The 17,491-nt window shown below is 60.9% G+C and carries 16 protein-coding genes and 1 pseudogene; 11 read left to right on the top strand and 6 right to left on the bottom strand.

What is annotated here, in order from left to right; translation table 11 throughout:
• Positions 1 to 2: 2 nt before the first annotated feature.
• A complete protein-coding gene (locus PR018_RS08765; RefSeq protein ID WP_142823147.1) occupies positions 3 to 2,045 on the bottom strand; it encodes an ATP-binding protein in 2,043 nt (680 codons plus the stop codon).
• Positions 2,046 to 2,368: 323 nt separating this feature from the next.
• On the opposite strand from PR018_RS08765, the gene PR018_RS08760 reads away from it, so the two are divergent.
• Positions 2,369 to 4,162 (top strand): acetolactate synthase 3 large subunit, encoded by a 1,794-nt coding sequence (locus PR018_RS08760; protein ID WP_142823146.1) that lies wholly within the window; start codon positions 2,369 to 2,371, stop codon positions 4,160 to 4,162.
• Positions 4,163 to 4,242: 80 nt separating this feature from the next.
• The gene (ilvN, locus tag PR018_RS08755) at positions 4,243 to 4,815 is read left to right on the top strand and encodes an acetolactate synthase small subunit (RefSeq protein WP_111222904.1); all 573 of its coding nucleotides are present in this window, start codon (positions 4,243 to 4,245) and stop codon (positions 4,813 to 4,815) included.
• 27 nt (positions 4,816 to 4,842) lie between these two features.
• Here ilvN and PR018_RS08750 read toward each other — a convergent pair whose 3' ends face one another.
• A complete protein-coding gene (locus tag PR018_RS08750; RefSeq protein WP_142823145.1) occupies positions 4,843 to 5,688 on the bottom strand; it encodes an aldo/keto reductase in 846 nt (281 codons plus the stop codon).
• 280 nt (positions 5,689 to 5,968) lie between these two features.
• Here PR018_RS08750 and PR018_RS08745 point away from each other — a divergent pair, with 280 nt between their 5' ends.
• The 3 genes from PR018_RS08745 to PR018_RS08735 all read left to right on the top strand — a co-directional run bounded on the left by PR018_RS08745 (position 5,969) and on the right by PR018_RS08735 (position 8,678).
• Positions 5,969 to 6,562, top strand: coding sequence for a LysE family translocator (locus PR018_RS08745; RefSeq protein ID WP_142823144.1), 594 nt, complete (start codon positions 5,969 to 5,971; stop codon positions 6,560 to 6,562).
• 121 nt (positions 6,563 to 6,683) lie between these two features.
• A complete protein-coding gene (locus PR018_RS08740; RefSeq protein ID WP_111222907.1) occupies positions 6,684 to 7,811 on the top strand; it encodes an ATP-dependent DNA helicase in 1,128 nt (375 codons plus the stop codon).
• A gap of 114 nt (positions 7,812 to 7,925) precedes the next feature.
• A complete protein-coding gene (locus PR018_RS08735; protein ID WP_142823143.1) occupies positions 7,926 to 8,678 on the top strand; it encodes a pyridoxine 5'-phosphate synthase in 753 nt (250 codons plus the stop codon).
• Between the two features lie 55 nt (positions 8,679 to 8,733).
• Here the strand turns inward: PR018_RS08735 and PR018_RS08730 are convergent, their stop codons facing one another.
• Complete coding sequence (locus PR018_RS08730) at positions 8,734 to 9,615, bottom strand: SDR family oxidoreductase (RefSeq protein WP_142823142.1); 882 nt, start codon at positions 9,613 to 9,615, stop codon at positions 8,734 to 8,736.
• A 139-nt stretch (positions 9,616 to 9,754) separates the two neighbouring features.
• Here PR018_RS08730 and PR018_RS08725 point away from each other — a divergent pair, with 139 nt between their 5' ends.
• Positions 9,755 to 10,174: a winged helix-turn-helix transcriptional regulator gene (locus PR018_RS08725; RefSeq protein WP_142823141.1), complete on the top strand. Its 420-nt coding sequence runs from the start codon at positions 9,755 to 9,757 to the stop codon at positions 10,172 to 10,174.
• Positions 10,175 to 10,206: 32 nt separating this feature from the next.
• Here PR018_RS08725 and PR018_RS08720 read toward each other — a convergent pair whose 3' ends face one another.
• Positions 10,207 to 10,926, bottom strand: a complete 720-nt coding sequence (locus tag PR018_RS08720; protein ID WP_142823140.1) for an aspartate/glutamate racemase family protein — start codon at positions 10,924 to 10,926, stop codon at positions 10,207 to 10,209.
• Positions 10,927 to 11,085: 159 nt separating this feature from the next.
• Between PR018_RS08720 and PR018_RS08715 the strand changes: the two genes are divergently transcribed.
• Entirely contained in the window at positions 11,086 to 11,550 is a 465-nt protein-coding gene (locus PR018_RS08715; RefSeq protein WP_142823139.1) for an Lrp/AsnC family transcriptional regulator, read from the top strand.
• A 9-nt stretch (positions 11,551 to 11,559) separates the two neighbouring features.
• On the opposite strand, the gene PR018_RS08710 is transcribed toward PR018_RS08715, so the two are convergent.
• Positions 11,560 to 11,892 (bottom strand): hypothetical protein, encoded by a 333-nt coding sequence (locus PR018_RS08710; RefSeq protein WP_142829203.1) that lies wholly within the window; start codon positions 11,890 to 11,892, stop codon positions 11,560 to 11,562.
• A 237-nt stretch (positions 11,893 to 12,129) separates the two neighbouring features.
• Between PR018_RS08710 and PR018_RS08705 the strand changes: the two are divergent.
• Positions 12,130 to 13,389, top strand: a pseudogene (locus PR018_RS08705) (NAD(P)/FAD-dependent oxidoreductase); the annotation flags it as partial.
• 62 nt (positions 13,390 to 13,451) lie between these two features.
• On the opposite strand, the gene PR018_RS08700 reads toward PR018_RS08705, so the two are convergent.
• The gene (locus PR018_RS08700; RefSeq protein WP_142823137.1) at positions 13,452 to 14,498 is read right to left on the bottom strand and encodes an NAD(P)-dependent alcohol dehydrogenase; all 1,047 of its coding nucleotides are present in this window, start codon (positions 14,496 to 14,498) and stop codon (positions 13,452 to 13,454) included.
• A 196-nt stretch (positions 14,499 to 14,694) separates the two neighbouring features.
• On the opposite strand from PR018_RS08700, the gene PR018_RS08695 reads away from it, so the two are divergent.
• The 3 genes from PR018_RS08695 (at position 14,695) to ilvC (ending at position 17,458) form a co-directional block, all read left to right on the top strand.
• Positions 14,695 to 15,603, top strand: coding sequence for an AraC family transcriptional regulator (locus tag PR018_RS08695; RefSeq protein WP_142823136.1), 909 nt, complete (start codon positions 14,695 to 14,697; stop codon positions 15,601 to 15,603).
• Positions 15,604 to 15,730: 127 nt separating this feature from the next.
• A complete protein-coding gene (locus PR018_RS08690) occupies positions 15,731 to 16,396 on the top strand; it encodes a TetR/AcrR family transcriptional regulator C-terminal domain-containing protein (protein ID WP_202617093.1) in 666 nt (221 codons plus the stop codon).
• A 42-nt stretch (positions 16,397 to 16,438) separates the two neighbouring features.
• Positions 16,439 to 17,458, top strand: coding sequence for a ketol-acid reductoisomerase (gene ilvC, locus PR018_RS08685; RefSeq protein ID WP_111222915.1), 1,020 nt, complete (start codon positions 16,439 to 16,441; stop codon positions 17,456 to 17,458).
• Positions 17,459 to 17,491 lie beyond the last annotated feature (33 nt).

Genomic DNA, 17,491 nt, shown 5'->3' with positions numbered 1-17,491 from the left:
CGTTAATCCCTGCTGAACAGCGACCCCAGCGGCTTCCTGATAAGACTGTCACGCATCGACGAAGCCTGATCGCGGCGCGGAGATGCGCCGGTGTCCTGCGTAGGGTTTGCCCGGCTGGCATCATCGCGCCTGTATTCGCGGCGCAATTCGGCAAGCTTGCTGTCGATCGAGGTCTGCGGAGGCATGGCGAGGCCGGCGGCAGGCTCGCCGGGGCGAGGCAGCATGTCGGGCCTGTAGGCCTCGACCGATACGGGACCCAAAGGCACGGGTCGTGGTGTTTCCTCGGACAGGTGGCGCACCGAAGCTACTTCCGGCTCGATCTCGTCTTCGCCGGTCCTGCTGCTGCCCGTCGAATAGGCCTGCTGGAACGCCGATATGTCCGGTCCGGAGATCGAGCGCATGCGGCTGACGATATTGCGCAAATCGACCGTGTCCGGGGTCACGTCGTCGGCCCGTTCGGCAAGGCCGTTGGCTTTCGGAATGAGATTGTCCGCCACCCTGGTAAAGCGCATGCGCATCGGCACGGCAATCGCCTCGCCGAAAGCGATAGCCTCGCCATTGCCGATCGACGACAGGAAGCTGGTGGTGGAGATGGACGAGTTCGGAATGGCGGAGCGGATGATCTCCTGGTCGCGGTCGTTGGCAAGGCGCATGGCAAACAGCGTCGAGCACTGCGACAGGATCGTCTGGTCGAGTTCGCCGGGGCGCTGCGTGATGATGCCGAGGGAAACGCCGTATTTGCGCCCTTCCTTGGCTATCCGCGATATGGCCTGCCGGGTGGGCACAAAACCGAGATTGGGATCGGCTGGAATGTAGCGATGGGCTTCTTCGCAGACAACCAGCATGTGAATGCCACCCTCGCTCCAGAGCGCGATTTCGAATGCCATGCGGCAGAGGACCGAGGCGACGGAATTGACGACTTCCGAGGGAATTCCCGACAATTGAAACGTGCAGATAGGCCGGTCGTCGCCCGGGATCCGGAAGATTTCCGCGATGGTCTCCATGATCGTGTCGCTGATCGTGTTGTTGGAGAACATGAAGTGATAGCGCGGATCGTTGATCGCCGAGATGACGCGGATTTTCAGCGAGCGAAGATGCGGCTTCTCCTGCCGTCCCTCGAGCTTGCCAATGCGCTCGTCGATCAGCGCGAGAAGATCGGCCATCCGGTAAGGAACGGGCGTGTCTGCCGTCATCGAGCTTTTTTCGGTCTGGCGGCGCATCAGCGTCGAATCGTTGCCCCGAAAGGCGCGCTTCGCATCCGGAATGATATCGCGCAGCATATCGAGTTCTTCAGCCACGGGCGGGCGGCCCCGGAAGATGACCTCGGCAAACTCCTCCAGCCGCATCAGCCAGAAGGGCAGGTCGAGCGTATCGGTATCGACGACGACGGAATGGTCGGGAAAAGCGGCGGCAAATTCGTTGTGGGGATCGAGGATCAGCACCCGCAATTTCGGATCGGACGCAATGGCCTTGTGCAGCAGCAGCGATACCGCCGTCGATTTGCCGACGCCGGTCGAGCCGACAACGGCGAAGTGCTTCGAGAGCATGGAGGGTATGTGGATGGCGGCGTCGATCGTTTCGTCCTGCGTCAACTTGCCGATGACGCAGCTGCTTTCCTGGCCGGCGTCATAGATGCGCATCAGGTCGCGAGCGCGAATACGATGGGCGACGGCGCCGAGATGAGGATAGCGGGAAATGCCGGAGGAGAATTCTTCGCGGCCATCGGCATCGACGCGCACTTCGCCCAGCAACTCGGCTTCAATTCGGAACTGGTTGTCCTCACCTTCACCCCAGGCCATGTTGCCGGTGTCCATGGAGTAGACCAGCGCGGCGACGCGGTTGCCCTCGACGCTGATGGAGATCAGCCGTCCGACGGACCAGAGTTCTGTGAGATCGGTGCCGCCCGCCTCTGCGGTTGCGGCGATCGTGACACGAGCTCCGCTGCATGCGACGACGCGGCCAAGAAAGCGGTTCCCGGGGGTGAGGTTGTCGCGGCGGTCATGTTCGCCCGCTTTGCCTGACGTCTGCAAATCGTTGTTTAGCAACCGGGTGCTCCTGATATCGGCCGAGCATAGGGTTATCCGCTTAACAAAGTCCTGTCGAAGTGCTTGTTTTTTCAGCTGACCTTTCGTGCATTGACTTTTTATTGCCCAAAGCGTTGACGCTACGAAATTTTCTGTCTATCAATTCCGGTCATGAACATAGCGACAACTCTTATTGTGGTGGGACAGCGCATGGGCAGGATGGTGTAACCATCCGGCGATAGCCACCCATGCGCTAGACAACAGGCTCCCGAAGGAGCCTTTTTTTATGCCCGAAATCGGGCGTCGCGCTTCCAGAATACTCAAGCAGGCAACGGAACTTGGCAATGACGGGCACAGACAAGCAGATCAGCGATAACAGGATGACCGGCGCAGAAATCGTCCTGCGGGCGCTCAAGGACAATGGCGTCGAGCATATTTTCGGCTATCCGGGCGGCGCAATCCTGCCGATCTACGACGAGATCTTCCAGCAGGACGATATCAAGCACATCCTCGTCCGCCACGAGCAGGGCGCCGGACACGCGGCCGAGGGCTATGCGCGCTCGACCGGCAAAGTCGGCGTCATGCTGGTGACCTCCGGCCCCGGCGCCACCAACGCTGTCACGCCGCTGCAGGATGCGCTGATGGATTCGATCCCGCTCGTCTGCCTGACCGGCCAGGTTCCGACGACGCTGATCGGCTCCGATGCTTTCCAGGAATGCGACACGGTCGGCATTACCCGGCCTTGCACCAAGCACAACTGGCTGGTCAAGGACGTCAACAAGCTTGCGGCCGTCATTCACGAAGCCTTTCGGATCGCCCAGACCGGCCGTCCGGGCCCCGTCGTCGTCGACATCCCCAAGGACGTTCAGTTCGCCACCGGCACTTATACGCCGCCGGAAGCGCATGCAGTCCAGAAGAGCTACCAGCCACAGGTCCAGGGCGACATCAACCGCGTCAAGCAGGCTATCGAGCTGATGGCGACTGCCCGCCGTCCCGTCATCTATTCGGGCGGCGGCGTCGTCAATGCCGGTCCGGAAGCCTCCAGATTGCTGCGCGAGCTGGTCGAGCTGACCAATTTCCCCATCACATCGACGCTGATGGGTCTCGGCTCGTATCCAGCTTCCGGCAAGAACTGGCTGAAAATGCTCGGCATGCATGGCTCCTACGAGGCCAACATGGCGATGCACGACTGTGACGTCATGGTCTGCATCGGTGCCCGTTTCGACGACCGCATCACCGGTCGCCTGAACGCCTTTGCGCCGAATTCGAAGAAGATCCACATCGATATCGATCCGTCTTCGATCAACAAGACCGTTCATGTCGACATCGGCATCGTCGGCGACGTCGGCAATGTCCTAGAAGACATGGTCCGCCTGTGGCGTGCCCTGCCCAAGAAGCAGGAGCCCGGCCAGCTCTCCGCGTGGTGGGACGACATCAACCGCTGGCGGGCGCGCAATTCCTTCGCCTACAAGATGAGCGACGATGTCATCATGCCGCAATATGCGATCCAGCGGCTCTATGAGCTGACGAAGCATCGCGACACCTACATCACGACCGAAGTCGGCCAGCATCAGATGTGGGCGGCCCAGTTCTATGGCTTCGAGGAGCCGAACCGCTGGATGACTTCAGGCGGCCTCGGCACCATGGGCTACGGCCTGCCGGCAGCTCTCGGCGTCCAGATCGCCCATCCGGATGCGCTGGTCATCGACATCGCCGGCGATGCCTCGATCCAGATGTGTATCCAGGAGATGTCGGCGGCGGTGCAGCACGATGCGCCGATCAAGATCTTCATCCTCAACAACCAGTACATGGGCATGGTTCGCCAGTGGCAGCAACTGCTGCATGGTAACCGCCTGTCGAACTCCTACACGGAGGCGATGCCTGACTTCGTCAAGCTTGCGGATGCCTATGGCGGTGTCGGCCTGCGCGTCGAAAAACCCGGCGATCTCGATGCGACGATCCAGGAAATGATCGACGTCAGGCGTCCCGTCATCGTCGACTGCCGCGTTGCCAATCTCGCCAACTGCTTCCCGATGATCCCGTCGGGCAAGGCACACAACGAGATGCTGCTGCCGGACGAAGCCACCGATGAGGCCGTCGCCAACGCCATCGACGCCAAGGGGCGCGCGCTGGTTTGATCGCGACGCGGAGGCGCGGTGGACGCGCCTCCAATCATACATGGCGTTGAACAAATATCTGAGGAAACGGACCCAAGATCATGAATGCACACCTTCAACCGACCGGCTCCGCCTATTTCATTTCGCCGGAAACTGCGACGGCCGAGAACCACACGCTTTCGGTTCTGGTCGATAACGAGCCGGGCACGCTTGCTCGCGTCATCGGTCTTTTTTCCGGTCGCGGCTATAACATCGAGAGCCTGACCGTGTCGGAAACCGAACATCAGGCGCATCTGTCACGCATCACCATCGTGACCCGCGGGACGCCACAGGTGCTGGAGCAGATCAAGGCGCAGCTGGAGCGTATCATTCCCGTTCACCGGGTTGTCGACCTGACGGTACGGGCCCGCGAACTCGGCCAGGAACGGCCGATCGAGCGCGAAGTGGCCCTGATAAAGATCACCGGTACCGGCGAGACGCGGGCCGAGACGCTGCGGCTGGCCGACGCTTTCCACGCCAAGGTGGTCGATGCCACCGTCGAACATTTCATTCTGGAAATCACCGGCAAATCCTCGAAGATCGACCAGTTCGTCGCCATCATGCGGCCTCTCGGCCTGGTCGAGGTATGCCGCACGGGCATCGCGGCAATGAACCGCGGCCCGCAAGGCATGTAAGCTGCAATCACGCGGTGCCGCTGGAGATCAGAGCATCTCCAGCGGTGTTTTCCTCTGCGGAGGCGGAAAGGCTGCGTCTAGGGCTGCCCAGTCCTCATTCGAAATGTCGAGCGACACTGCCTGCCGGTTTTCCCTGGTGCGCGCCGGCTGGGACGTCTTCGGAATCGCGAAAACGCCGTCGCGCCTGAGCACGAAGGCAAGTGCGACCTGGGCAGGCGTTGCCTGATAGGCCTTGGCAAGCTGGACGAGCGTCGGGTGACGCGTCAGCCGGCCTTGCTCGATAGGCGAATAGGCCATCACTGGAATATTTCGGTCGTGGCACCACGGCAGCAGGTCGAATTCTATTCCACGCCGGCCGAGATTGTAGAGCACCTGGTTTGTGGCGACGTTTCGGCCAGACGGCACCCGCAACAGTTCCTCCATGTCATTGACATCGAAATTCGAGACGCCCCAGGCGCGGATCTTGCCGGCAGCCTTCAGCCGCTCGAAGGCGTCGACTGTCTCTGCCAGCGGGTAGCTGCCGCGCCAATGCAGCAAGTAGAGGTCGAGCCGGTCGGTTCCTAATCGTTGCAGGCTGCGCTCGCAAGCTTTGATCGTGCCCTCGCTGCTGGCATTGTGCGGATAGACCTTGCTGACAAGGAAAACCTCGTCGCGACGACCTTCGATTGCCTTGCCGACAAGCCGTTCCGAGGCGCCTTCGCCATACATCTCGGCAGTATCGATCATCGTCATGCCGAGGTCGATGCCGACCTGGAGGCTTTCGATCTCCGTCTTCGCCCCGGAGGCATCGTCGCCCATGTTCCAGGTGCCCTGGCCAAGGGCTGGAACGCTGATGCCGGAGGGAAAGCTAATCGACGGGATGGCATCGCTCATGGCTGTCGCCTTTCGTATCGTTCGTGGAAGAGGTTCACAGAGTACGCTTCTTGTCTCCAAGCGATGTATGCTCCGCACCACAGTTTTAAAGGTAACACTGTCGTGACCCCGGTCGTCGGTGTCAGCCACGGACGCGCTGCCGATGCTATTTTGTCACCGTCACATTTGTCATCTCGTACATCACGAGGATTGCGTGCATATCGGATGCACGCGTCGCAGAGGACGGATATTCCGTGCCCTGCACAGAGCGATGGAAACGCGACATGCCGGGGAGACGATGATGCCGCCTGATACGTTGCTGGCCCTGCTTCTATTTGCCTTCACCACGTCGATCACACCGGGGCCGAACAACATGATGCTGTTCGCATCGGGGGTAAATTTCGGCTTTCGGCGCACGATCCCGCACATGTTCGGCATAGGTGTCGGCTTTCTGTCGCTGCTTTTGAGCGTCGGTCTTGGGCTTGGCGCCATCTTGCATACGGTCCCGGTGGTATACACCGCCCTGAAATTTGCCGGCGGGGCCTATCTGCTGTGGATTGCCTGGAAGATCGGCTCGTCGCGCAGCCTCGGTGAAAGGGAAGGCGGCGCCCGGCCGATGTCGTTTTTGGCAGCCGCTGCCTTTCAGTGGATTAATCCGAAGGCCTGGGTCATGGCCGTCACCGCGATGGCTGCCTATACCGATGCGGACCGATATTTTGTCAGCGTGACGATCGTCGGACTGGTTTTTGCCGCCGTCAATATCCCGACGGTCTCCACCTGGGCCGGCTTCGGATCGGCGCTGCGCGAGTGGCTGGCGGTGCCGGTGCGGCTGAAGTGCTTTAATATTACCATGGCGGTTCTGCTCGTGCTCAGTCTCTGGCCGATGCTGAAGTAAGGCAGCGTTGGGGAGGCTCACGTGCGTTGCGGGGGTGGGAGAAGGTAGCTCTGCCTCTTATTCCCGGTATCCGCAGATTTTTCCGGTTGCCTCCAAAGGGCGAATCCTGCCAAGTCCGGCGATGCAATTTGCGCCACAACAAGATGAAGCGCTTAAGGCCGTTTCCAAATGGCTGAAGGACGGGCGGTCGCCGCTTTTTCGCCTGTTCGGCTATGCCGGAACCGGCAAGACGACGCTTGCCCGCCATTTCGCCGAGAATGTCGATGGGGAGGTGCTGTTTGCCGCCTTCACCGGCAAGGCTGCCCAGGTGCTGCGGTCGCGCGGCGCCACCAATGCCCGAACCATCCATTCGCTGATCTATCGTCCGCGCGGCGAGGAGTCCGTCGAGGATGAGGAAACCGGCAAAAGCTCGATGACGCCGATGTTTACCGTCAACCGGCAGAGCCCGGTGTCGAAGGCTGCGCTGATCGTCGTCGACGAGTGCTCGATGGTCGACGAGGCGCTTGGCAAGGATCTGATGAGTTTCGGCACGCCGATCCTTGTGCTCGGCGATCCGGGCCAGCTTCCGCCGATCACCGGGGGTGGGTTTTTCACCAATGAAGAGCCGGACTACCTGCTGACCGATATCCACCGCCAGGCTCGCGACAACCCGATCATCCAGCTCGCCATGCAGGTGCGCGAAGGCAAGGAGATCATGCACGGTGACTACGGGACCGTGCAGGTCATCTCCAAGGGCGAGGTCACGCAGCCGCTGGTGCTCGAGGCCGATCAGGTGCTCGTCGGCACCAACAAGACACGCAAGCGCTACAACCAGCGCCTTCGCGAGCTGAAGGGCTTCAATACAGAATATCCGCAGTCTGGCGACAAGCTCGTCTGCCTCCGTAACGATCCGGCTAAGGGGCTGCTGAACGGCTCGCTCTGGCAGGTCATGACCTCGTCCAAAGAGACCACCAAGCCCGGCATCAACCTTCTGATCCGTCCCGAAGACGACGACATGGATCGCGGTGCGGCCAAGATCAAGGTGCTGAAGACGGCCTTCGAGGATGTTCAGGGCGAAATCCCGTGGACCACCCGCAAACGCTATGACGAGTTCGACTTCGGGTATGCCTTGACGGTGCACAAGGCGCAGGGCTCGCAGTGGAACAAGGTTGTGCTGTTCGACGAGAGCTGGGCCTTTCGCGACACGCGCGAACGATGGCTCTACACGGCGATCACCCGCGCTGCCGAGACGCTGACCATCGTTCGCTGAGGTCTGCCGGTTGCATCAATCTTTTGCATGGCTTGCACATGCGAATGTCATTGGCGTTGACGAGACGATCGGATTAAAAGCGCAGGCACGTTGCTCGTGAACTGGATATCGACGATGCCCACCAAGCTCTCCGTGAATGTCAATGCAATCGCCATGCTTCGCAACCGCCGCGACCTTCCCTGGCCGAGCCTTGCGGCGCTCGGGCGCATCGCGCTGCAAGCCGGCGCCAGCGGGTTGACGGTGCATCCGCGTCCTGATCAACGACATGTGCGATTTTCGGACCTCCCGGTCATCCGGGCGCTGATCGACGACGAGTTCCCTGAGGCAGAATTCAATATCGAGGGCTATCCGACGCCGGAATTCTTCGATCTCTGTGCCGGTGTCGAGCCGGAGCAGGTGACGCTGGTGCCGGATCATCCGTCGCAGGCGACGTCGGACCATGGCTGGGATTTCCGCAAGCACCAGGCGTTTCTTGCCGATGTCATCGCGCCCTACAAGAAACTGGGCTGCCGCGTCTCGCTGTTTGCCGACGGCGACGGCGATCCCGAGGCAGTAGCGATTGCCAAGACTGTCGGTGCCGACCGGATCGAGCTTTACACCGGTCCATACGGTGGATGTCATAATTCGCCGGAGCGGGCGGCTGCCGTGCTTGCGGGTCTTGGCAAGACGGCGGATGCAGCCATCGCGCTGGGGATGGGCATCAATGCCGGTCACGATCTGACGGTCGCCAACCTGCCGGACCTGATCAAGCGTATCCCGCAGCTTGCCGAGGCATCGATCGGTCATGCACTCACCGCCGATGCCCTGGAGTTCGGCATGGCGGAGACCGTTCGCCGGTTTCGCCGGGCGTGCGGGCAGGTGGTTTAGGCCACCGTCGCCCAATCTCCCCCGGATGGGGGAGATCAGGTTAGCGGCCTTGGGCTTACGCTGCCAATTCAGCCTTTCGTTCTTCAAAGAAACTTCTCAACGTCTGCGGAACCTTGCCGGTCAGTGTCGTGAAATCGGCGGTCAGGCTGTCGAAGTTTCCGGCGCGTATGTTTGCGTCGGCAGATACCAGCATGTCGACCAGGAATGGCGGCAGGCCGGCGCCGGCCATACCGGCGGCAAGCTGTTCGTCGGTGACGTCAATGACCTCTAGCGGGCGACCGGTGATGGCAGAGACCGTCGAGGCGACATCCGTGATCGAATAGGAAGTAGAGCCCGTCAGCGTGTATGTCTTGCTTTCCGTATCGCTGGAAGCAAGGGCTGCGGCAATGGCCAGCGCGCAGTCTTCGCGGGAAATGTAGGGCGCCTTGCCGCCTGATGTCGCGGTGTACCACTTTCCGCCCTGCAGATTGTGCGGCAGGGACATCATGAAATTATCTAGGTACCAGGCGTCGCGCAGGATGGTGTAGCCGATACCGCTGGCCTTGATGGCATTTTCGGTGCCGAGATGATCGGGGGCGAAGGTCACCAGCGATTTGTCGGGGTTTGGCATCGAGGTGTAGAGGATGTGCTTGACGCCGGCGGCCTTGGCAGCCTCGATGGCAGCCTTGTGCTGAGCCAGGCGCTTGCCGGGAGTATCGAGCGAATCCGTGCTGATGATCAGCAGGCGGTCGATGCCCGCAAAGGCCGATACGAGGCCTGCCGCATCGTCGAAATCCGCCTTGCGGGTGACGACGCCCTTGGCTGCAAGTGTGCCGAGCTTTTCCGGGCTGCGGGTCGCGGCGACGATATCGCCGGGAGCGACCTTGTAGGTTTCGAGCAGGTGATGGACGACGCTCTGGCCGAGCTTGCCGGCAGCGCCGGTGACGAGAAGGGTCATGGGATTTTCCTCTGTTCCTGGCAACCGGCTCCACGACCGGCATTGCAGTCTCAAAAAGAGACTTGCGCTACAATAGGAATTGAGAGAGTTCTGTAAAGGAGGCAGTTTTTCTGCCGTAGGTTACCAAAAGGGAACTGCCATGAGCGGCACCGTCGTCAATCTGCGCAACAAGGACATGGCCGGGAATGGCCGGGTGTTCGATGTCGCCAAACTTGATCCGAGCAATTGCCCCATCCGGGACGTGATGCAGCAAATCCATGGAAAGTGGTCGACGCTGCTTGTCGACGCGCTATCGCAGCGTCCCTATCGCTTCGGCGAACTCAAGCGCGCCGTGCCTGATATCTCGCAACGGATGCTCACCCAGACGCTGCGCGACCTGCAGCGCGACGGTTATGTTGAACGCGAGGTCTTTCCGACAAAGCCGCCGAGTGTCGAATACCGGATGACCGAACTCGGGCGCTCGCTCTACGAGCCCCTGTCGCACTTGCTGAACTGGGCGGAAGCCAATCACGACAACGTCCGGGCGGCGCGGCGCAGGTTCGACGAGCCCGGCGCCTGAGGCGTGCGCCAGTTCTGACGTTCTGAGGTGTTTCAGGCAGCTTCGGCGTCGATATTGGCCAGCGGGGCTAAGGCGAAATGTACGGCTGCCTGTGCGTGGATCGTCGTGCTGTCGAAACCGGGCAGCGGCAATTTTTCAGCATCGAGAATGAGGCAAATCTCGGTGCAGCCAAGGATGACGCTGTCCGCACCACCAGCCTTCGCCCGTTCGACGATCTCCAGCAGTTTAACACGCGATTCATCGCGGACTTTGCCGGCGCAGAGTTCGTCGAAGATGATGTCGTGCACCGCCGTGCGGTCATCGACGTCCGGGACCATGACGGAGACGCCGAGTTCGGCCATGCGGTCGGCATAGAACCCGTGTTCCATGGTGTAGCGGGTGGCCAGCAACAGCGGCCTCCTGCGACCGGCTGCCTTGAGCGCGCTTGCGGTTTCATCGATGATATGGACCAGCGGAACGGAGATGCGGGCTGCCACTTCCTCGGCAATCAGATGCATGGTGTTGGTGCAGATCAGCACGCAGTCGGCACCGGCGCGCTCCAGACCAGCTGCGACGTCCCCGAGTCGTCTGGCGGCGTCGGTCCAGCGACCGGCCTTCTGCAAGGCGACGATATCGGCGAAATTGACCGAATGCATCAGAACCTCGGCAGAGGTCAGGCCGCCATGTGCATCGCGGACCATCTCGTTGACGAGACGGTAGTAGACCGCCGAACTTTCGAAGCTCATGCCGCCGATCAGGCCAATGGTGCGCATAGAATTTGTCTCCGCATGTGATTCCGTTGTCACCATTGTCGTTCGAAACATCCGCGCGTGATTTGCATTTTTCGTTCGATTTACAAAAATAATGTAATGAGATTGCGCAATATGACGTATTTGTGCAAATTTATGGCGTGATAGTGAGGAGGGACGCTGATGCTGGACGAACGGGACCGGAAATTGCTCGATATCTTGCAAGGCGATGCCGGAATATCGGTCACGGCCTTGGCCGATGCCGTGGCTCTGTCGGTATCCGCCTGTTCGCGCCGGATCCAGCGACTGGAGGACAGCGGTCATATCGCCCGGCAGATCGTCGTGCTCGACCGCCGCAAGATGGGCGTGCCCACCACCGTCTACGCGCTGATCAAGACCGCCCATCACGCCGACGAATGGATCGAGCGCTTCAAGAGGGCTATCACCGACATACCGGAGATCGTCGAGGCGCACCGGCTGACGGGCAACCACGACTATATCCTCAAGATCGTGCTGCCGAGCGTCGAGCATTACGACGTGATCTACAAGACCATCGTCCGCCGGGTCGAACTGTTCGACGTAGCGGCTTCTATCTCGATGGAGGAACTCAAAAGCGGAATGGCAATCCCCGTTGGGTATGCGGTATAGGCGGGGTGCTCAGATCGCCTCATAGGCGAACAACAAGCCGATGAGGGTGATGCCGAACAGGCCGAACAAGAAGCATTGGTCGGCGACGGTCTCGAGTGTCCTGCTGAGCTTCAGCCGGATGGCAAAGCGGATCGACAGGTAGGACGTAATGGCGCTGACGAGGAAGAGAAGCGAGGCGCAGCCTGCATATTCATCGACCCGGCTTGGCCCGATACGACCCTCGACAACCTTCACCAGTCCGATCAGCGTGGTGCAGATACCGACCATGGTGCCGGATGTCGGCAGGATATGCTGGGCCAGTGTCTTTTCAGCAGCCGGATTATCTTTTTTCGACACGGTCAATACTGTGTTCCTCCAGTCGCCACTGCAGGCGTCGGCTTCCCAACGCTTAATGCACGCGGACGTTGGTGTCGACATTAGCGTGGAGGATTGGCCCACAATTGCTGTTCTTCCGGGAAGGTAGCTCTGGTCGACGGCTGGCGGATTTGAAGATGTGCAACGGAGCCATGCGTAAACGGCGGTTGATGTCCGTCGAGAACAGGCTCACGTGAGGGAGGGTGAGCACAGGAAAGGATCGTCATGCAGGAACATCATGTCGTCGTGGTCGGCGGCGGTTTTGCGGGATTGCAGATCGTCAACGACCTCCGGCGGGCGCCCGTCCGCATCACGCTGATCGATCGGCGCAATCACCACCTCTTCCAGCCGTTACTCTATCAGGTCGCAACGACACTGCTGTCGACCTCAGAAATCGCCTGGCCGATCCGCAGCCTTTATCGCGAGCGGCCCGATGTCACGACGCTGCTTGCCGAAGTCGAGGGCATCGACAGGCAGGCAAAGACCGTGGCGCTTACCAACGGCGACATCGTTGGCTACGATACGCTGGTGCTGGCGACCGGTGCCACGCACGCCTATTTCGGCCATAACGAATGGGAGCCGGTCGCACCCGGCCTGAAGACGCTCGAGGATGCCACGACCATTCGCCGCCGGCTGCTTTTGGCCTTCGAGCGGGCCGAGATGGAAGAAGACGCGGCGATCCGCGAGGCGCTGCTGACCTTTGTCATCGTCGGTGCAGGACCGACCGGTGTCGAACTTGCAGGCATCATCGCCGAACTGGCGCACGATACCCTTCCGAAGGAGTTCCGCCGCATCGATACCACGAAGACCAAGGTCGTTCTCGTCGAGGCCGGGCCGCGCATTCTCTCGGCCTTCGTCGATGACCTGTCGGCCTACGCCCACAGGAAGCTGCAGAGCAGTGGCGTCGAGATCCGCACCGGCAAGGCCGTGACGTCCTGCACGGCCGACGGTGTCGTTATCGGCGACAGCTTCATTCCGTGCCGGACGATCGTCTGGGCAGCCGGTGTGCAGGCGTCGCCCGCGGCGGCCTGGCTCGATGTGCCGGCAGACCGCGCTGGCCGTGTTGTTGTCGAAAAGAACCTGACGGTACCCGGCGACGACGCAATCTTCGTGATCGGCGATACGGCGTCGGTTCTTCGCGAAGACGGGACGCCTGTGCCCGGTGTTGCGCCGGCCGCCAAGCAGCAGGGCGCATTTGTCGCCAGGGTGATCGAGGCGCGGCTTTCCGGCAAGACCGTGCCGGACACCTTTCGCTACCACCACCAGGGAAACCTTGCCACGATCGGCAAGGGCGCGGCGATCATCGATTTCGGATGGATCAAACTGAAGGGCGGCCTCGCCTGGTGGATATGGGGGCTCGCCCACATCTATTTCCTCATCGGCACGAGGTCGCGGCTCAGCGTCGCCTGGAGCTGGCTCTGGATCTATCTCAGCCGCCAGCACAGCGCACGGCTGATCACGCAGAAAGAAACGCCGCGCGAGGATTGTGGCCACGCAAAAGGGCGACCCGCGAGGGCCGCCCTTGATGTCTTCAGGATGATTTCGACTTACGCTGCGAGCGAAGCGATGTCGATGACGAAGCGGTAGCGCACGTCGCTCTTCAGAACGCGTTCATAGGCTTCGTTGACGTCCTGGATGTTGATCTTCTCGATCTCCGAGACGATGTTGTGCTTGCCGCAGAAGTCGAGCATTTCCTGCGTTTCCTTGATCGAGCCGATCATCGAGCCCGACAGGCTCTTGCGGCCCGGGATCAGCGAGAAGGCATGAACCGGGATTGCATGTTCAGGCGCGCCGACGATGACCATCGAGCCATTGACCTTGAGCAGGCCAAGATAGGCGTTCCAGTCGATGGCGACACCGGCCGTGCAGATGATCAGGTCGAAGGTGCCTGCCAGCTTTGTGAATGTTTCGGCATCCGACGTGGCGTAGTATTCCTTGGCGCCGAGTCGCAGGCCGTCTTCCTTCTTCGAAAGGCCCTGCGACAGGACCGTAATGTCGGCACCCATGGCGGCGCCGATCTTCACGCCCATGTGGCCGAGACCGCCCATACCGACGATGGCAACCTTCTTGCCGGGGCCGGCCTTCCAGTGGTGCAGCGGCGAATAGAGCGTGATGCCGGCGCAGAGCAGGGGGGCGGCGCCGTCGAGCGGAAGATTGTCCGGGATCGAGAGGACATAGCCTTCCTTGACGACGATCGAGTCCGAATAGCCGCCCTGGGTCGGCGTCTTGCCGTCGGCTTCGACGCTGTTGTAGGTCTGTACAAGGCCGGGCATGTACTGCTCGTTGTCTACATCGCGGTTGGCGCAGCCGACGCAGCTATCGACGAAGCAGCCGACACCGACATGGTCGCCGACCTTGAACTTGGTGACGTTGGCGCCGACGGCGGACACGATGCCGGCAATCTCATGGCCGGGAACGATCGGGTATACGGCGTTCTTCCACTCGTTGCGAACGGTGTGGATGTCGGAATGGCAGATGCCGGCAAACTTGATGTCGATGACGACGTCGTCGGCATTCGGCTCGCGCCGTTCGAATGTGAAAGGGGTGAGGGGTTTGGACGCGTCCGTTGCGGCATAGCCTTTTGCGATTGGCATGGGATATTCCTTCTTTGGGGGCTGCAAGGTGATGATCCCTTATGCCGCGTTTCCTGTCACCGGCGTTAGAGCGATCCTCTCAGGTTTTTGCCCGATCCTGCAAAAGTGTGAACGCTGCCTATTTGCCGGGCTAGGGATTTCGCCTACATAGGAACGGTAGCTTGCTCCCCCTGCACCCCCGATTAAGAGTGCCTTGATGACACTGATGTTCAATCCCCATCATGAAATCGCATCGATCGCCGCCCGCTTTGCGCCCGGCGAAGGAGAGTTCAAGACAGCGATCGAAGGGCTCGGGATAAGCCGTCGCTCGATGCCGAGCGCACCCTGCCACGCCAGCTATCGGCCGTGCTTCGCGATGGTCATCCAAGGGGCGAAAAGCCTGCAGCTCGGAACCGACATCATTAATTACGGCGCCGGCGACTATCTCCTGACGTCGCTCGATCTCCCTGTCGCCTGGCGCGTCGTCGAGGCCAGTCCGGAAGTCCCGCACTTCTGCATAACGCTTGCCATCAGCCCCGAGAAGCTGCTCGACTTGCTCAGCCGGACGGATATCCAGCGACCGGCCGAACCTGCTGTCGGCCAACGCGGAATGATGGTCAACATCGCGACGCCCGAATTGCTCGATGCTGCCGTGCGGCTGCTCCGCTTGCTCGATAATCCGAGTGACATCCCGGCGATGGCGCCGCTGCTCGAGCAGGAGATCCTCTACCGCATCCTGACGGGACCAGCGGGTGGACAACTCATCAACATCGCCGTCGCCGACAATCATGGCCACCGCATTGCCCGCGCCGTTGCCTGGCTGAGGGAGAATTTCGCTCGTCCGCTGCGCATCGAGGAGTTGGCCGAGCACGTCAACATGAGCGTTTCCTCCTTTCACCATCATTTCAAGGCAATCACAGCGATGACGCCGGTGCAGTACCAGAAGCAGCTGCGGCTGCACGAGGCCCGGCGGCTGATGCTGATCGAGCGGCTCGATGTCGGCACCGCCGGCCACCGTGTCGGCTACCAGAGCCCGTCGCAATTCAGCCGCGAATACAGCCGTCTCTACGGCCTGTCGCCGCTGCGCGACGTCGAAGGCATGCGCGGGCCCATCGCCGCCGAATAGGGCTCACGCCGGAGCCGAGTGCACGTTCCGGCGATCACGGAAATTTCTTCGGCGCTCCGCCCAAAGTTGCTTGACGCCTTGAGCCAGCTGCGGCATAAGTCTGCGAACCGTACCGTACGGTACGCAAATGGGAGTGGTCATTGTGCCGAGCGACGCACTGCAGACATCGGAGTTTTCGCCACGTCAGAACGCCGTTCTGGAGCAGGCGCTGCGATTGCTGGTGGACGGTGGCGAAAAGGCGCTGACGACATCCGGCGTGGCGCGCGCTGCCAATTGCTCCAAGGAAAGTCTCTACAAGTGGTTTGGCGACCGCGACGGATTGCTGTCTGCGATGATTGCCCACCAGGCGAGCAAGGTCCGTACCTTCGAGCGCAACGGCGAACGGCTGACGGCGACGAGCCTGCACGATCATCTGGTGATCTTTGCCCGCGACCTCCTGGAAGTGCTGGCCGGCGACGTATCGCTGGCACTGAACAGGTTGGCGATCGGCCAGTCGAACCGCGATGGCTCGAAGCTTGGGAAGCTGCTGCTCGAGCGCGGACGTCGACAGATCGACCGACGTGCCAGCGGCCTGATTGATGCCGGCAAGCGGGCGGGGCTGTTGCGCTTCGACGATGCCAACGAGGCCTACCACACGCTCTATGGCCTCGTCGTCTCCGACCTGCACGTTCGCATGCTGCTCGGCGAACCCAGCATCAAGGATGGTGCCCAGCAGGCGGAGAGGGCGGTCAGTGCTTTCCTCAGGCTCTATGGCACGGAAAAAGTTTCGGCGGATGCAGCCGCATCCGTCTGATGGATCAAACCAAAATCGACAAGCAAGGGAAGGAAAAATCAAATGCGCGTCTATTACGATCGTGATGCCGATCTCAATCTCATCAAGGCCAAGAACGTAGTCATCGTCGGCTACGGGTCCCAGGGTCGCGCCCATGCGCTGAACCTCAAGGACAGCGGCGCCGCCAATGTGGTCATCGCGCTCAAGGCCGGTTCGCAGACGATCAAGAAGGCCGAAGCCGATGGCTTCAAGGTCATGACCGTCGCAGACGCCGCCAAGTGGGGCGACCTGTTGATGATGGCGACCCCGGACGAGTTGCAGGCCGACATCTGGAAGGCCGACATCGAGGCAAACATCCGCGACGGCGCCGCTATCGCTTTTGCCCATGGCCTGAATATCCATTTTGGCCTTATCGAGCCGAAGGCGTCGCTTGACATCGTCATGATTGCACCGAAGGGCCCCGGCCACACGGTTCGCGGCGAATACCAGAAGGGTGGTGGCGTTCCTTGCCTCGTGGCCGTTCACCAGAATGCTTCCGGCAACGCACTTGAACTGGCTCTCTCCTACGCCTGCGGCGTAGGCGGCGGCCGTTCGGGCATCATCGAAACCAACTTCCGCGAAGAATGCGAAACCGACCTGTTCGGCGAGCAGGTCGTCCTTTGCGGCGGTCTGGTCGAACTGATCCGCGCCGGTTTCGAAACGCTGACGGAAGCCGGCTACGCACCGGAAATGGCTTACTTCGAGTGCCTGCACGAAGTGAAGCTGATCGTCGACCTGATCTATGAAGGCGGCATCGCCAACATGAACTACTCGATCTCGAACACAGCTGAATGGGGCGAATACGTCACCGGCCCACGCATCATCACGGCCGAGACAAAGGCTGAAATGAAGCGCGTTCTGACCGACATCCAGACCGGCAAGTTCACCTCGGACTGGATGCAGGAATACCGTGCCGGCGGCTCGCGCTTCAAGGGCATCCGTCGCATGAACGACAACCACCAGATCGAGGAAGTCGGCGCCAAGCTGCGCGGCATGATGCCTTGGATCGGCAAGAACAAGCTGGTCGACAAGGCCGTCAACTAAGCTTGTTAGATATAGGTGAGATGAGGGGGCCGG

The sequence above is a fragment of the Rhizobium rhododendri genome, from assembly GCF_007000325.2.
GTDB lineage: Bacteria > Pseudomonadota > Alphaproteobacteria > Rhizobiales > Rhizobiaceae > Rhizobium > Rhizobium rhododendri.
The sequence above is the reverse complement of the archived record's forward strand: the minus strand, read 5'-3'. Positions and strand labels throughout refer to the sequence as shown.

Excerpts from the sequence above, each read along its gene's own strand:
- PR018_RS08760 (WP_142823146.1), top strand. The coding sequence starts at position 2,369 with ATGACGGGCACAGACAAGCAGATCAGCGATAACAGGATGACCGGCGCA.
- ilvN (WP_111222904.1), top strand. The coding sequence starts at position 4,243 with ATGAATGCACACCTTCAACCGACCGGCTCCGCCTATTTCATTTCGCCG.
- PR018_RS08750 (WP_142823145.1), bottom strand. The coding sequence starts at position 5,688 with ATGAGCGATGCCATCCCGTCGATTAGCTTTCCCTCCGGCATCAGCGTT.
- PR018_RS08745 (WP_142823144.1), top strand. The coding sequence starts at position 5,969 with ATGCCGCCTGATACGTTGCTGGCCCTGCTTCTATTTGCCTTCACCACG.
- PR018_RS08740 (WP_111222907.1), top strand. The coding sequence starts at position 6,684 with ATGCAATTTGCGCCACAACAAGATGAAGCGCTTAAGGCCGTTTCCAAA.
- PR018_RS08735 (WP_142823143.1), top strand. The coding sequence starts at position 7,926 with ATGCCCACCAAGCTCTCCGTGAATGTCAATGCAATCGCCATGCTTCGC.
- PR018_RS08730 (WP_142823142.1), bottom strand. The coding sequence starts at position 9,615 with ATGACCCTTCTCGTCACCGGCGCTGCCGGCAAGCTCGGCCAGAGCGTC.
- PR018_RS08725 (WP_142823141.1), top strand. The coding sequence starts at position 9,755 with ATGAGCGGCACCGTCGTCAATCTGCGCAACAAGGACATGGCCGGGAAT.
- PR018_RS08720 (WP_142823140.1), bottom strand. The coding sequence starts at position 10,926 with ATGCGCACCATTGGCCTGATCGGCGGCATGAGCTTCGAAAGTTCGGCG.
- PR018_RS08715 (WP_142823139.1), top strand. The coding sequence starts at position 11,086 with ATGCTGGACGAACGGGACCGGAAATTGCTCGATATCTTGCAAGGCGAT.
- PR018_RS08700 (WP_142823137.1), bottom strand. The coding sequence starts at position 14,498 with ATGCCAATCGCAAAAGGCTATGCCGCAACGGACGCGTCCAAACCCCTC.
- PR018_RS08695 (WP_142823136.1), top strand. The coding sequence starts at position 14,695 with ATGACACTGATGTTCAATCCCCATCATGAAATCGCATCGATCGCCGCC.
- PR018_RS08690 (WP_202617093.1), top strand. The coding sequence starts at position 15,731 with ATGGGAGTGGTCATTGTGCCGAGCGACGCACTGCAGACATCGGAGTTT.
- ilvC (WP_111222915.1), top strand. The coding sequence starts at position 16,439 with ATGCGCGTCTATTACGATCGTGATGCCGATCTCAATCTCATCAAGGCC.